The organism is Pseudomonas sp. W15Feb34 (assembly GCF_023127765.1).
GTDB lineage: Bacteria > Pseudomonadota > Gammaproteobacteria > Pseudomonadales > Pseudomonadaceae > Aquipseudomonas > Aquipseudomonas synxantha_A.
In genome coordinates, this window is sequence record NZ_SPKN01000018.1 from 49,237 (window position 1) to 63,668 (window position 14,432).

15 protein-coding genes are annotated in these 14,432 nt (G+C 61.0%); 7 read left to right on the top strand and 8 right to left on the bottom strand.

Going from position 1 to position 14,432, the window contains the following annotated elements; translation table 11 throughout:
- Positions 1–103: 103 nt before the first annotated feature.
- Positions 104–1,258, bottom strand: a complete 1,155-nt coding sequence (locus E4O97_RS07825; protein WP_078821126.1) for a DUF1624 domain-containing protein — start codon at positions 1,256–1,258, stop codon at positions 104–106.
- 71 nt (positions 1,259–1,329) lie between these two features.
- Between E4O97_RS07825 and E4O97_RS07830 the strand changes: the two genes are divergently transcribed.
- Together E4O97_RS07830 and yfcF are read left to right on the top strand one after the other, a co-directional pair.
- Entirely contained in the window at positions 1,330–1,872 is a 543-nt protein-coding gene (locus E4O97_RS07830; protein WP_248161093.1) for a DUF924 family protein, read from the top strand.
- 94 nt (positions 1,873–1,966) lie between these two features.
- A complete protein-coding gene (yfcF, locus tag E4O97_RS07835) occupies positions 1,967–2,599 on the top strand; it encodes a glutathione transferase (protein WP_216091237.1) in 633 nt (210 codons plus the stop codon).
- On the opposite strand, the gene E4O97_RS07840 is transcribed toward yfcF, so the two are convergent.
- A complete protein-coding gene (locus E4O97_RS07840; RefSeq protein ID WP_032876218.1) occupies positions 2,558–2,842 on the bottom strand; it encodes a hypothetical protein in 285 nt (94 codons plus the stop codon). The two genes, yfcF and E4O97_RS07840, sit on opposite strands and share 42 nt — an antisense overlap.
- A 137-nt stretch (positions 2,843–2,979) precedes the next feature.
- Between E4O97_RS07840 and E4O97_RS07845 the strand changes: the two genes are divergently transcribed.
- Both E4O97_RS07845 and E4O97_RS07850 read left to right on the top strand, forming a co-directional pair.
- Entirely contained in the window at positions 2,980–3,624 is a 645-nt protein-coding gene (locus E4O97_RS07845) for a hypothetical protein (protein WP_005787702.1), read from the top strand.
- Between the two features lie 45 nt (positions 3,625–3,669).
- Positions 3,670–4,011 (top strand): hypothetical protein, encoded by a 342-nt coding sequence (locus tag E4O97_RS07850; RefSeq protein ID WP_032876214.1) that lies wholly within the window; start codon positions 3,670–3,672, stop codon positions 4,009–4,011.
- A gap of 133 nt (positions 4,012–4,144) precedes the next feature.
- Here E4O97_RS07850 and E4O97_RS07855 read toward each other — a convergent pair whose 3' ends face one another.
- Both E4O97_RS07855 and E4O97_RS07860 read right to left on the bottom strand, forming a co-directional pair.
- Positions 4,145–4,891 (bottom strand): creatininase family protein, encoded by a 747-nt coding sequence (locus tag E4O97_RS07855; protein WP_032876212.1) that lies wholly within the window; start codon positions 4,889–4,891, stop codon positions 4,145–4,147.
- Positions 4,892–4,921: 30 nt separating this feature from the next.
- Positions 4,922–5,635 (bottom strand): murein L,D-transpeptidase catalytic domain family protein, encoded by a 714-nt coding sequence (locus E4O97_RS07860; RefSeq protein WP_032876209.1) that lies wholly within the window; start codon positions 5,633–5,635, stop codon positions 4,922–4,924.
- Positions 5,636–5,675: 40 nt separating this feature from the next.
- Here E4O97_RS07860 and E4O97_RS07865 point away from each other — a divergent pair, with 40 nt between their 5' ends.
- Positions 5,676–7,271, top strand: a complete 1,596-nt coding sequence (locus E4O97_RS07865) for a L,D-transpeptidase family protein (RefSeq protein WP_078821129.1) — start codon at positions 5,676–5,678, stop codon at positions 7,269–7,271.
- Positions 7,272–7,308: 37 nt separating this feature from the next.
- Here E4O97_RS07865 and E4O97_RS07870 read toward each other — a convergent pair whose 3' ends face one another.
- Positions 7,309–8,700, bottom strand: coding sequence for a HAMP domain-containing sensor histidine kinase (locus E4O97_RS07870; protein WP_248161095.1), 1,392 nt, complete (start codon positions 8,698–8,700; stop codon positions 7,309–7,311).
- Positions 8,678–9,361: a response regulator transcription factor gene (locus E4O97_RS07875; RefSeq protein ID WP_005787712.1), complete on the bottom strand. Its 684-nt coding sequence runs from the start codon at positions 9,359–9,361 to the stop codon at positions 8,678–8,680. Before E4O97_RS07875 ends, E4O97_RS07870 begins: the two co-directional genes overlap by 23 nt.
- A 392-nt stretch (positions 9,362–9,753) precedes the next feature.
- On the opposite strand from E4O97_RS07875, the gene E4O97_RS07880 reads away from it, so the two are divergent.
- Complete coding sequence (locus E4O97_RS07880; protein ID WP_005787714.1) at positions 9,754–10,659, top strand: hypothetical protein; 906 nt, start codon at positions 9,754–9,756, stop codon at positions 10,657–10,659.
- A gap of 101 nt (positions 10,660–10,760) precedes the next feature.
- Here the strand turns inward: E4O97_RS07880 and E4O97_RS07885 are convergent, their stop codons facing one another.
- Positions 10,761–11,996, bottom strand: coding sequence for a multidrug effflux MFS transporter (locus tag E4O97_RS07885; protein ID WP_248161097.1), 1,236 nt, complete (start codon positions 11,994–11,996; stop codon positions 10,761–10,763).
- Positions 11,997–12,088: 92 nt separating this feature from the next.
- Here E4O97_RS07885 and E4O97_RS07890 point away from each other — a divergent pair, with 92 nt between their 5' ends.
- A complete protein-coding gene (locus E4O97_RS07890; RefSeq protein ID WP_078821131.1) occupies positions 12,089–13,501 on the top strand; it encodes a PLP-dependent aminotransferase family protein in 1,413 nt (470 codons plus the stop codon).
- A 7-nt stretch (positions 13,502–13,508) separates the two neighbouring features.
- Here E4O97_RS07890 and E4O97_RS07895 read toward each other — a convergent pair whose 3' ends face one another.
- Positions 13,509–14,417: a MurR/RpiR family transcriptional regulator gene (locus E4O97_RS07895; RefSeq protein WP_032876193.1), complete on the bottom strand. Its 909-nt coding sequence runs from the start codon at positions 14,415–14,417 to the stop codon at positions 13,509–13,511.
- Positions 14,418–14,432 lie beyond the last annotated feature (15 nt).

The window sequence follows — 14,432 nt, forward strand, 5'->3', positions numbered from 1 at the left end:
TGTAGATACCTATGCCCCGATAGCGGTAGTTCAGCCAAGGAATTGGATACTGATCCACCGCTATCGGGAGCAAGCCTCCTCCCACATTTTGAGCCGCGTCAGGTCAGAGGTACTTGAGCCAGGCGATATCGCGTCGGCGCGCTTTGAGCCCGGCAAACCAACGTACCGGCGGGTATAGCACCAGCGGCAACACCAAAGCTGTCAGCCACACCGCACCGATGCTGTCGAAGCCGAAATAGTTGCCGTGGTTGAGCCCAAACCACGCCACACAGGCGACATACAGCACCTTCAACACATACAGATGCAGTAGATAAAAGAACATCGGCGCTGCGCCAAACACCGCCAGCACGCCAATCCAGCGCTTATGCCCAGCGCGTTCGAATGCCAGCAACAGCAACAACCCAACCCCCAACGTCAACGCCAGGAACAACAGCGACGGCGGGTACTTGGTGATGTTGAAGAAGCTCATCAGGGTCTGCACGCCATTGTCATACACGTACCAAGGCTGCTCGCCGTAGCCATTGACTGCCCGCAGCAGCACAAAACCCATTAATGCCGCCACGCCCGCGATCAGCAAATGACGCTGACGCACAGCCGGTAGTGCGGTAGCGGCAAACCATGGCCCGAATCCATAACCCAGGGCGATCACACCGATCCACGGCAGCACCGGATAAGTCACGCGCAGACGCAGGTTTTCCGACGCCTCGATCCAGCTGCGCTCATGCAGGATTGACCAGCCACTCTGCAACGCCGAATCCTGGGCAAAGTGCACTCCGTCGAGCAGGTTATGCCCGGCGATGATCATCAGCGCCAAGCTGATCAGCAGCGGGCGCGGCAACCACACCAGTGCTGCGAGGGCGATCATGCTCACGCCGATGGCCCAGATCACTTGCATATAGATCACACTGGGCGGCAACTGGAAGGTCCACGCGAAGTTGACCAAGGTGAATTCCAGCACCACCAGAAACAGCCCACGTTTGAACAAAAAGGCCGACACATCGCGTCGCCCCTGATACTTCTGGCCGTACAGCCACGCCGACAATCCAGTGAGCAACACAAATACCGGCGCGCAGAGATGGGCGAGGGTGCGGCTGACAAACAGCGCAGGCTCGGTGCTGTCGATGCTCATGGGGTCGCTGACCTGGCGATGCAACAGGAAGGTTTCACGCACGTGGTCCAGTAGCATGAACAGGATCACCAGGCCGCGCAGGGCGTCGATGGACTGCAGGCGTTGGCGTAAGGTAGTAGCGTCAGTCATAAGTGGGAATCACAAGCGGGCAAATAATTGACGTTATCCTATAACATTTATTGAGGCACATGATGATCAGCATGAAGACGCAATCAGCCGAGGCCGTGATCGAATTCTGGAAACAGGCGGGGCCCAAGCGTTGGTTCGCCAAGGACGATGGCTTCGATACAGCCTTTCGCGACACCTTCCACGCCACCCATATGCAAGCCGCGCGGCGCGAGCTGGACGGTTGGCTGGCCACGGCCGACGGCGCACTGGCGTTATTGATCCTGCTGGACCAATACCCGCGCAACGCCTTTCGCGGCACTGCGCATATGTTCGCCACCGACCCGCTGGCGCGTCTGTATGCGCAGCAGATGGTGGACGCCGGGTTGGATCAACAGATCGATCCCCAGTTACGCGCGTTTTGTTATTTACCGTTTGAGCATTCGGAAGACCCGCAAGACCAGCAGCGCTCGTTGGTGCTTAACCAGCAGTTGGACGCCAGCAACTATCACTGGGCCAGGGAACATGCCGATATTATCCAGCGGTTTGGGCGCTTTCCCCATCGCAATGCGGTGTTGGGCAGGGTCACCACCGAGCAGGAGCACCTGTTCCTCAAAGCGGGTGGTTTCGCTGGTTGATGCTATTCCCATCAGGAATGCCCCCATAAAAACCCTGCATTGTCCTTATCGACCTGAATCTCGTAGCGTGGCGTTTCATCTTCGGAGATAGCCCATGAGCCAACCCCCGCTGCGCCTCTACGTTGATTCGCTGTTCACCAGCCCCTACGCCATGTCGGTGTTCGTTGCCCTGCGGGAAAAAGGCCTGACGTTCGACACGGTCCCCCTGGACCTGGATGCTGGGCAAAACCAGTCGGCAGATTACGCCCAGCGCTCCCTGACCCAGCGGGTACCGACTCTGGAGCACGGTGATTTTACGCTGTCGGAATCTTCGGCAATCACTGAGTACCTGGACCAGGCGTACCCCCAGATCAGCGTTTACCCGGCTGATCTGCAGCAGCGGGCGAGGGCGCGGCAGGTTCAGGCATGGTTGCGCAGCGACTTGCTGCCGATTCGCCAGGAACGCTCGACGCTGGTGGTGTTCTGCGGGCAGAAGATGCCGCCTCTATCGCCGGTGGCTCAGGCTGCTGCGCGTAAGTTGATCGGCGCGGCGCAGGTTCTCCTGGCAGGCAACCCTGAGCATTTGTTTGGCGAGTGGTCGATCGCCGATGTAGACCTGGCGGTGATGCTCAATCGCCTGATCCTCAACGGCGACCCCGTGCCGGCCGAGCTGGTGATGTACGCGCAACGCCAGTGGCAACGGCCGTCAGTGCGGGAGTGGGTCAACCTGCGACGGCCTGTGCTCTAGCTGCCACTCTTCCTCGACACGTCGGTCCAGGTCCTCCCAGTGGGCCATGCCCAGCACCCGCATGGTGTTCAAGCCCCGCAGGTAACCACGCAGTTGCTGGGCGCTGGCCGAGCGTTGTTTGGCGTCGGCACTTGGGTCCAGCAACACTTCTTCATACTCGACCAGGTAATCGGCGACCCGCTCGCGAAATTCCGGCAGTACGGCATCGCGGATACGGTCGAAGGTTTTCTGGTAGGGCTTCATGGCGGGGTCCTTATAGGTTTTATGGGCTGCCTGACACTATCGGTTCAAATGATAGTCACCATCAAGGATCACAAGTTCTGTTTTTTCGCCAAGCGCGCAGAATCTGCTCATCCAGACGCAGCTCAAGGAAATGCGCGATGAGGACGATTATCCAGCTTGCTTTAATGGCCCTGATGTTGGGCACCACCCTCATGACCACCCCGGCGATTGCCGATGAGCTGCGTACAGGCCATTTGCTGCCGCTGGCCGCTAGCGTAGAATCCCTGCAACGCACTCAGAGGGTAGGGGTGTTGTTCAGCGAAAATACCCGCGACAACCTCATCTACCTTGAGCGCTACCATGCCATGGCACTTAACGGCGCCAAGGATGCTCTGGATGGGCGGATTCGCCAGGCGTTCGTCAACAGCTCCGATCCCGAGCTGGCCATCGACTGGTTGATGAACTCGCTGCAGGGCGCTTTTTTCTCGGTGACGGTCTATGGCAGCCTGGATGACATGGTGCAGGCGCATCCGGATGTGGTGGTGGTGCTCGATACCCATAACCAATTGCTGACCCAGCGTAACGACCGGGTCGAGGCACGCTTTGCAGCACGCTTCTATGACGCGAACCTGCAATACATCGCCAAGGCCGAAGGTTCGGTGGACAGGCAAGTGCCGTCAGTGTGGGTGCACGGCAAGGCGGCGCCGGAGATTGCCGCGCTGATCGAGCAGCAGCGAGATGTACAGCAAGATGCCCTGAAGCAGTTCGATGTGTCGCTCAAGGCCCTGGTTCGCGCAGGTTGATTCGCGAGTGGATGTGAACCCTATTGGTTATTTTCAGGAATCTGTATGCGCTCTTTTTTCGCTCCGGCCCTGGCTTTTGCAGCCTCGTTGCTGACCGGTTGTATCACGGCTCCCAATGCCCCATCGCTGACCCTGCAAACCGACAAGACCCCCGAAGGCTATGTGCAATGCGTATTGCCCAAGCTGGAAAAACACGGCATCACCTCGACCGTGACGCAGAATTCGCGTCACGCCAAGGTGCTGTTGACCAGCAAGATTGCTGCTGATGATGTGCTGGAAGCCTACAAGTCCCAGGACGGCACCAAGGTGTTCCTGTATGAGCGCAAACCGCTGGCCTCGGCGATCAAACCGTCGCGGCTTGAGCAGGCGGCCCAGGACTGCAAGTAAGCCCGTTCTGAAAGGCAATGCATTTCAAAATGTGGGAGGGGGCTTGCTCCCGATGGCGGTGGGTCAGCTACAGATGAGCTGACTGACACACTGCTATCGGGAGCCCCCTCCCACATTTGGACCAACACTCGGCTCAGGGTTTGGCTTCGTTGCTGAAACTGCTCACGGTCTTGATCAGCCCCAGCGCCGCCAACGCCACCAACTCACCGCCTTTCTCCACCGTCGCCAGCGCCGGGTCCGAACCCATGCGGCCATCGGGGAAGCGCGCGCGAAAGTCCAGCGCCTCGCGGATCGGCCCGGTGTTGGCAATTTGCGGTGAGTAATCGGCAGACTTGATCGACTGCGGGTAAGCCCACTGCGTCACCGCAATCTCCGACGGCGTGGCGTGGCTGCCGTGGCCGACCGGGAACTGGCGCTGGGCCAGGTCGGTGACGCCTTCCAGGTCCCACCAGTTCACCAGCTTCAGCGCAAACCCGGCCGGGCGGCGAGCGAAGCTGGCTTCGGCGTACAGCTCGGAAAACGCCGCTTCGATCGTGGCGATATTGCCGCCGTGGCCGTTCAGGAACAGGATTTTCTCGAAGCCATGCCCGGCCAGCGAACGCACCCAATCGCCAATCGCGGCGATAAAGGTGGAAGGGCGCAGCGAGATGGTGCCGGGAAACCCCAGGTGGTGCTGGGCCATGCCGATATTGAAAGTAGGGCCGATCAGAATGTCGGCGTTTTTTTGCGCCTCATGGGCGATGATCTCCGGGCACATCCAGTCGGTGCCCAGCAGGCCCGTGGGGCCGTGTTGTTCGTTGGAGCCGATGGGGATCACGACCGTGCGGCTGCGTTCCAGGAACTGCCCGATTTCGATCCAGGTGCTGGTGTGTAGAAGCATGCGAGGCTCTCTTTTATCTGTGGGGACAGGCTATCCGCCACGGATTGTACGACTACTCGCTACCTGCTGTGGCTTGCAATTGAGGTACGTCGAGGACTTCAACCAGCGCTGGTCGGGGTACCAGGAAAACATGAACTGCCCATCCTTGAGCTTGTCTACCACTTGACGGGCGACCTGCGGGCGTACTGCCGGGCAGCCCTGGCTGCGGCCGATGCGGCCTTCGCGCTTGCTCCACAACGGGCTGACGTAGTCGGCGGCATGGATCACGATGGCGCGGTCGCGCGCCAGGTCATTGAAGCCGGGCTCCAGGCCATCCATGCGCAGCGAGTAGCCATGAGCACCGAGGTAGCTTTCCTGGGTGCGGAACAAGCCCAGGCTGGATTGATGGCTGCCTTCGAGATTGGAGAACTGGGTGGCGAAGTTTTCCCCGGACTTGGCGCCATGCGCCACCAGGTCACGCAGCAGCAGGGTCTGTTTGCGCAAATCGAAGATCCACAGCCGACGGGCGGTCGAGGGCTGGGAGTAGTCAATAACCGCTAGGCGATCGGAACGTTCTTCGCCGTTATTGACAGCGCACTGCACCGCGCTCAGGGCGCTTTTGAGTACAGTGGGATTGAGTTCTGGAGCCGAGCGCGCCAGGCTGCTATACAAGGAAGGTGGGGTGCCAGTGGCCGCGAGCGCAAAATTGCTCAGTAAAGCCAGGCCCCCGGTGATCAAGCCGAGGTGGCGCATAAAAGTCAGCATCTACAGTCGATTCCCCCGCTGTGGAGTGGAGCTAAGTCAATTGTTCAAAAAACACGCATGTTACTTGAGCATTTGCCTGCTCGTTGCACCATTGGTCGCGACAGCCGATGCGCTGGCGCCTGAGCCGCTGCCTGTGACCACGCCTGCGCCCGTCGACCTGGCGCCGGTACAGCAGGCGCTGGCGCAACTGCCCAGCGTCTGCCCCCACCTGGTCTCGCGGGTCGATGCCACCGCCCAAGTGCGCCTGCAAGCCTTTTACCAGCAGCAAGGCAATGCACCGTTATGGTCGGCCGACGAGTCCCGGCAAGCCTTGCAAACCCAGTTGTTGATGCTGGCCGACGACGGCCTGGACCCCACCCACTATAGCTTGCCTGCGGTAGATGCCACGGCCAACGTGCTGTGCAGCGATATCGCGACCAGCCAGCAATACCTGCAAGCCCTGCACGATTTGCATTACGGGCGCCTGCTGCAATCGCGCTATGAACCGCTCTGGCATTCGCAACCGCCTGCGACGGACCCGAACACCGTAGTATTGGCATTTGCCGCCACTGGCTTGCAGGACATGGCCAAAGCGTTTGACCAGGCACGCCCAAGTGCAGACTTGTACCGCAGCCTGCGCAACGTCTATTCCAGCCTGCGCCAGCAGCCTTTACCGCACTGGGATGCGGTGGGTAGTGGCCCGTTGTTACGCCCCGGCATGGAAGACCCGCGCGTGCCGGAGTTGGCGCGACGCCTGCACAGTGGCGGCTATCTGGCCAAGTTGCCCAACGGCAAGCAATATCAGGGCGACCTGGTCAAGGCGGCGAAGGCGTTCCAGCTCAGCCACTCGTTGCAAGCCGATGGCGTGATCGGCGCCGGCACCGTGGCCGAACTTAACATCAGCCCGGCGGTACGCCGCGAGCAACTGCGCATCAACCTGGAGCGTTTCCGCTGGCTGGCCCAGGACCTTGAGCCTGAAGGCGTAGTGGTCAATGTGGCCGCCGCGCAATTGAGCGTGTACCAGAGCGGCATCCCGGTGTGGCAAACCCGCTTGCAAGTGGGCCGCGCCGAACGCCAGACACCGCTGCTCAAGTCGCGCATCACGCGGCTGACCCTCAACCCCACCTGGACCATCCCGCCGACCATCATGCGCGAGGACAAACTCCCGGCTATCCGCCTCAACCCCGAGTACCTGCGCCAGCAAAACCTGCAAGTACTCGACGCCGAAGGTCATCCGCTGACCCCCGAGCAGGTTGATTGGGCGCGCCCTGGTAATATCCTGCTGCGCCAACAGGCTGGCCCGCGCAACCCGCTGGGCAAGATCGTGATGCGCTTCCCCAACCCGTTCTCGGTGTACCTGCACGACACGCCCAGCCAGCCGCTGTTTACCAAGGGGCCAAGGGCGTTCAGTTCGGGGTGTGTGAGGGTCGAGCAACCGCTGCTGCTGCGTGACCTGCTGGTGACCCCGGCCGAACGCACCCGTACCGATGAACTGTTGGCCACCGGCTTGACCCATGAATTCAGACTGGCCACCCCGGTGCCGGTGCTGTTGGGGTATTGGACGGTGGAAGTGGATCGTCAGGGGAGCCTGGTCTATGCGCCGGATATCTATGCGCTTGATCCGGTGTTGATCAAAGCCATGGGAAGTGTGCTCTAGGCACAATGTGGCAGGGGTCTTCATGACCCCATCTGACCTATTCAGGTATCAACTGCTGGCGACATTCCAGCACCAGTCGGGCGCCGCCGAGCTCACTGGTACCGACGTCGAGCTTGAAGCCATGCAGGTTGATGATCGCCGCCACAATCGACAGCCCCAGACCAAAGCCACCTTGCTGATCGTTTTCATCCACCCGATAAAAGCGCTGGAACACCGACGCGCGTTCAGCCGCCGGAATTCCGGGCCCCGAGTCGAGCACTTCAATGCGCGTACTGCCCATATCATTGACCGCTCGCAGGATGACCTTGCCATTGGGCGGAGTGAACTTGATCGAATTGCTCAACAGGTTGGCCAAGGCTTCAAACAACAGGGCGCGGTCGCCCGTTACCCACGGCAGCGATTCGGGAGCCTGCAATACCAACTCCATTTCACCTTCCTCCGCCAGGGGCAGATAAAAGTCATGCAATTCGCGCAGCAACGGCAGCGGGTCCAGCACCAGGAAGCCTGACCTGCGCTGGTGATCTTCCAGTTCGGAAATGCGCAGCAGCCCGCGAAAGCGCGCCATCAGCGTGTCGGTTTCGGCAATGGCGTCATCGAGTTTCACTGCGTGGGCGGAGTCTTCCTCGGCTTGCTGCTTGATGCGGTAAAGCTGTGCGCGCAGGCGGGTGGGGGGGGGACGCAGGTCATGGGCGATGGCGTCGCACACGCCCTTGACCTCGTTCATCAGTTTCTCGATGCGTTCGAGCATGGCGTTGACGATGGCCGCGAGCATGTCCAGTTCGTCGCGCCGATTGGACAGCGGCAAGCGGTGCGTCAGGTCGCCGGCGACGATGGCTTCGGCGCTGGCCTGGATCCCGCGGATGCGCCGCAACGGACGCCGGCGCAGCAGGTGCCAGCCCGCAGCGCCGGGGATGATGGTCAACGACAGCGCCCACAGCAGGGCATGCCAGATGATCCGCGTCACACCGAACAACGACCCGTTGGCGCGCACCAGCACAAGCCAGCGCCCGTCGTCGGTGTGGGTGGCCACGGCATCGCAGCTGTCCTTGGGCAGCTTGGGGTCATCGGATTCGACGCAATTGGCCAGGGTGTGGATCTTGCCATCCAGGGGCAGGTCCGCCGGTACCGTGCGGATTGGCCCGCTCAAGGGCCGAAACTGCTCATCGAACAAGCCATAAGCATCCACGCCCTTCATGTCGAAGGTCATGCTGGTGGTCAGCGCTTCCACCAGGGCTTCGCCGTCGAAGCGCTGGAACAAGTGCTGGCGTTGCAGAAGAGAATGGCGCGAGAGGTCGCTAAGGTAGCCCGACACCTCGTAATACAGCACCCCCATGAGGATGCAACTCCACGCCACGAACAACGAGCTGTACAGCGCCAGCAGGCGGCTGCTGGAAGAGCGCCAGCCCTTAGAGGGGTTCAGCAATGACATACCCGGAACCTCGTACCGTGCGGATCAGCGGCGTGAGGCCCGGGGGATCGATTTTCTTGCGCAGGCGACCGATGTGCACATCGATCAGGTTGGTGCCCGGGTCAAAGTGATAACCCCAGACTTCCTCGAAAATCATCATCCGCGACAGGATCTGCCCGGTGTTGCGCATCAGGAATTCCAGCAGTTTGTATTCGGTGGGCAACAGGGTCAGCGGCTGCTCGGCGCGGCTGGCTTCGCGGCTGATCAGGTTCAATTCCAGGTCTGCCACGCGCAGGGCGGTTTCGAACTCCTTGACCGTGCTTTTGCGCCGCAGCAGCACTTCGACACGGGCGGCCATTTCGTCGGAGGCGAACGGCTTGGTCAGATAGTCATCACCGCCGGCACGCAGGCCACGTACACGCTCGTCGACATCGGAGAGGGCGCTGATCATCAGGATCGGCGTCGATACGCCAATCGTGCGCAAGGTGGTAACGATGGCCAGGCCATCCAGTTCGGGCAACATGCGGTCGAGGGTGATCAGGTCGTAATCGCCGCTTACGGCGCGGACCAGGCCCTCGCGGCCGTTGTCTACCCAGTCTACGTCCAGTCCATGGCTACTCAGCTCGGCGACGATCTCGCGGGCCGTTACGGCGTCATCCTCGATGGTCAAAATGCGGGTCATAGGATTACCTGGTGAGCGTTCACACTAGAAGTGGACGTCATTTTGCCAAGAAGTTGCTGAATGTTTCCTAAATAAAACTTCATCTTGGCAAAACTGCCACCTGTTCATGACTGGCACGAATCGATGTGGGAGGGGGCTTGCTCCCGATAGCGGTGTCTCAGGCAAGAGTTTGTTGACTGACACAGTGCTATCGGGAGCAAGCCCCCTCCCACATGAATGCATATCGCCCGCCATTAACGGCCGTTTCTTGCAACTTGCATGACTTTAGTAAGTTCAATTTAATTAACTTATTGAAATACAAGGAATTTAAATTATTTGCCGACTGGCATGGTGCCTGCACTGTCCCTTTTGAGACTTGTAACACTATTTTTCATGCCTGGAGCAAAACAACAATGATCACATCCTCATCCGCGCTGCAAGAGTCAAGCACGCTCTCCGGGGTTTCCTGGGGTGCGATCTTCGCCGGGGCCGCTGCGGCGGCTGCGCTGTCACTGATTCTGGTGCTGCTGGGCTTCGGCCTGGGCTTTTCGGCGGTGTCGCCGTGGGCCGATAGCGGTATCAGTGCCAAGGGCCTTGGCATTTCCACGATTGTCTGGCTGGCCTTTACCCAGATCGTCGCTTCGGGCCTGGGTGGCTACATCGCCGGCCGCTTGCGGGTGAAGTGGGCCAACATGCATGGCGATGAAGTGTACTTTCGCGATACCGCCCATGGTTTCCTGGCGTGGGCCGTGGCCACATTGATCACGGCAATGCTGGTGGTCGGTTCGGTCAGCAGTGTCGTCAGTGGTGGTGTGAAAGCCGGTGCCAGCGTTGCGTCGGGCGCCGCCAGTGGCTTGACCCAAGCAGCCGGCAGCGCAGCCAAAGGTGCCGACAGCGGCGACTTCGGCTACTACGTCGACAGCCTGTTCCGCGATGACCGCCCAGCCGCGGTCAGCGACGATGCGGCCCATGCCGTGGTCGGCCGTATCTTCGCCCGGACCCTGAGCAATGACGGTCAACTGGCCGCCGAAGACCGTGCCTACCTGGCCCAGTTGATCACCCAGCGTACCAACCTCAGCCAGGCGGATGCCGAAGCGCGTATCGATAAAGTGTACGGCGATGCCCGTAAAGCCATCGAAGACGCCAAGCTCAAAGCCAAACAGGCCGCCGAGACCGCCGCGAAAGTGGCTGCCTATACCTCGCTGTGGACCTTCGTGGCGCTGTTGATCGGTGCATTCTTCGCCAGCTTCGCTGCCACCTTCGGCGGTCGCCGCCGGGATGCCGTGGTGTACGTCGAAACCGAAAACTACGTTCGTTAATTCAAGGCCCATTCATTTAAGGAAAGCATCATGCGCTCATTACTGCTGTGGTTCCTCGGCGTGCCGATTCCGGTGATCATTCTGATCGCGATCTTCATGCACTAAACCCGGGCCTGGCTCGGTAAAGGGTGGGAAGGGCTTTGCTCCTTCCCACTTTTCGTTTTGCGCAACGTCAGCCAACTGATGACCAGCAAGGTGCTGGCCAGCGATGTCATGATTACCAACGGTTGTGCAGTACCATCCGATAGCAGCCCGGTGGCCCAACTGCTCGCAGCCGTCACAAACATCTGAATAAAAAAGAACAACCCCGACGCCGTACCGGCAATCGCGCCGTAGGGCTGCAACACCGACAACTGGCAGGCGGGCATCGTCAGCCCCACCGACACCATGATCACCACCATCGGCAACACAATCGCCAGCCAATCCTGCGCCAGCAGTGTCGTGGCCGTCGCAAGCAGTACGCTGCCCAGCACATTCAGGCCGATGGCGAAGCTGATCAAGCGGTCTGCCTCGAACCGCGCTACCCGGCGGCGGAACAGGTTGGCGCCGAACATATAGCCACTGATCGTTGCGGCAAATACCAGGGCGTAGGCGCTCGGCGATAAATCAAAGCCGCGTTGCAGCAACGCCGAAGACTCGCTGATAAACGGAAAATAGGTGCTGTACACGCAGCCGATCGCCAAGGCATAACGCAGGAAATAGCGGTCGCGCAGCAGTTGGCCGTAGATGCTCAGCAAGTGGGTGGGTGGCGCGGCGGCCACTTGTGGCGGACGGGTTTCCGGCAGGCGGCGCTGGACCACCAGGCACAACAGGCTGCCAATCACTGCCAGCAAAACAAACAAACCCCGCCAACCCAAGAGGGGCAACAGCACGCTGCCAAGCACCGGCGCGGCCATGGGCGAGACCGCCATTGCCATGGAGATCAACCCCAGCAAGCGCGCCTGCTCCTGTGGGGCAAAATAGTCGCGCACGATCACCCGGCCTATTACCGTGGTGCAACACCCACCAAGGGCCTGGAACAGCCGCGCAATGATCAATACCCTCAGGCTGTCGGCCAGTGCGCAGGTGAGGGTTGCCAGTACATACGTCGTCAACCCGGCCAGCAACACCGGACGCCGGCCGAAGCGGTCGGTAAGCGGGCCGCTGACCAGCAAGGAAATCGCCGATCCGAGGGTGTAGAGCGTCAGTACCAGCTGCAGTTGGCTATCGGAGGTCTGGAAGTAGTCGGCCATAGCGGGCAGGGCGGGCAAGTGCAGGTCCAGGGTGAGGCGCGGCAAGCCCACCAGGACCGTCAGCAGCGTTAGCCAGAACCAGGGAGCGAGAATGCGTTGCGTCATGGGCGGTTACTTCGCGAGGGGTAGAGCCCGGACTCTAGCGGCGTTGTGGTTTAATCCGCAGAACCACTTGTGCATGGAAGGATTGGACCACTATGAGCCGAGGAAAAGCCGCCTCCAACCTTGACTTGCCGCGCCCGGACAACTTGGGCGAGGGTAAACAGCAGGGCGCCTATGAGGCTTTGCGGGGGGCGATCCTGACTCGGCAGTTGCCGGCCGACAGCCGTTTGCCATCGACCCGCAGCCTGGCCGAGCGCTGGCAGGTTTCGCGCGGCACCCTTGAGGTCGTGTTCGACCGCTTGCACAGCGAAGGCTATGTGCAGCGCGTGGCGGGCTCTGGCACGCGGGTGCGCGCGGTGATTCCCGAGCAATTCATTGCGGCCCCGGCGTCAAAACAAATGCTGCGCCGCCCGGTTGACCCCGACCCACCCCACGCCGGGGTACAGAGCCATGTGCCCTTTGTCGCACGGCGCCCGGATGCCGGCCTGTTCGACCTGAAAGCCTGGGCGCGTTGCGTCGCCCGTGGGTTGTTGGCCGCAGGCCCTGGTGTACTGGAGGCCGCGCATCCTGGTGGGCTGCCGGCCCTGCGTGAGCACATTGCGGATTACTTGCGCAGTTATCGCGGCATGCACTGCGAGGCGGATGAAGTGATTGTCACCACGGGTATTCGTCATGGCCTTGACCTGATCGCCCGCACGCTGCTCCAACCGGGTGACCTGGCCTGCGTCGAGGACCCCGGCTACACCCCGGCGCGGCGTCTGTTCAAGCTGGCCGGCGCACAGGTGCAGTCGATCCCGGTCACCGCCGAAGGGCTCGATACCGCTCAGTTGCCTGCCCACGCACGACTGGTGTATGTCACCCCCGCGCACCAGGCCCCGCTGGGCGTGACCCTGTCGGTGTCGCACCGTCTGGCGCTGCTGGACTGGGCAAGTCGAGCCGATGCCTGGGTGGTCGAAGACGACTACGACAGCGAGTACAACTACAACAGCGCACCTTTGGCCGCGCTCAAGTCCCTGGATGCGAACGACCGCGTGCTCTACTGCGGCAGCTTCAACAAGAACCTGTTTCCAGGGTTGCGAGTCGGTTTCATGGTGGTGCCCAAAACCCTGCGTCCGTCACTGCTGCGCACCTTGCAACTGACCGGGCATTCGGTGGGCGCCAGCGATCAGTCGGGCCTGGTGGACTTTCTTGGCAGCGGTGCGTTTGTGCGGCATTTGCGCGCTTCGCGTCAGGCCTATCAGGCGCGGCGTGATGCCTTGCTCGCTTGCCTCCCGCCGGACGTCACGGTCACTGGCGAGCAGGCCGGGCTGCATTTTGTGCTGTGGTTACCGGCAGGGGTGCCAGAGGCGGATTTCTGCGCCCGCGCCGCCGACGCCGGGCTGAGTTTGCAGCCACTGGGCAAGTTTTGTGTCGATGTAACGTTGCCGCCCGCCGTGATTGTCGGCTACACCGCATTGACCCTCGCGCAGATCCGCTTCCACGGCCGGGCTCTGGCGCAATTGCTGTAGGAGCGCGTCAGTCGTCGAACCCGACCTGCTCATGAATTTCATCCACCTTCAATTCCAACCGATAGGCCACCGCAATAAACAACGCCTGGCACAGGCACAAGGTGGCGCTCAGCGAGCGAAAGGCAAACGATGAGCCTTCATTGACCAACAGCACCGCATTCGCGCGCTTGGCCAGCGGCGACAGGTTGCTGTCGGTGATGATCAAGGTCTTGGCCTGGTGATGCTGGGCAATGCGCAGGCAGTGCTGGGTCTCTTTGCCGTAGGGCGTAAAACTGATGGCAATCACCAGGTCATTGGCGCGCACGCTGCGCATCTGCTCGCGATAACTGCCGCCTAGCCCCGAGATCAGGTGGATGCGCTTGTTGGTGTGCTGCAGGTTGTAGACCAGGTAGTCGGCCACGGCAAAGGAACGGCGCACACCGACCACGTAGATGTTGTCGGCATTGACCACCAGGTCCACGGCTTTCTCGAAGGCCGCATCGTCCAGTTCCAGGCCCAGGCGTTCGATGCCGGACAGGGTGGCGTTGACACACTCACGCGCCAGGTCGCCGCCGCTGGCTTTCTGCGACTTGTTGGCGATCATGCTGCGGATGCGCTGCTGGTAGTTCTGCACCGGTGTGGTCTTGTGGGTATAGGCCTCGCGAAACAGCGCCTGCATTTCACTGAAACCGCTGAAGCCGAAACGCTGGGAAAACCGCACGATGGCCGAGGGGTGCACTTCGCATTCACGGGCGATGTCACTGATGCGATCGACCATGATCCGGTCGCTCTGCTGGCTCATGTAACTGGCGATGCGCTTGAGCTGGCGCGGCAGGCTTTCGTATTCGTCGGTGATCAGCTGCAACAGGCGTTCGGCATTGATCGGAGGGCTGGCGACAGTTGCTTCCAGGGTGGTCTCGGGATCGGTGCGGGACATGGGCAATCCTTCTGG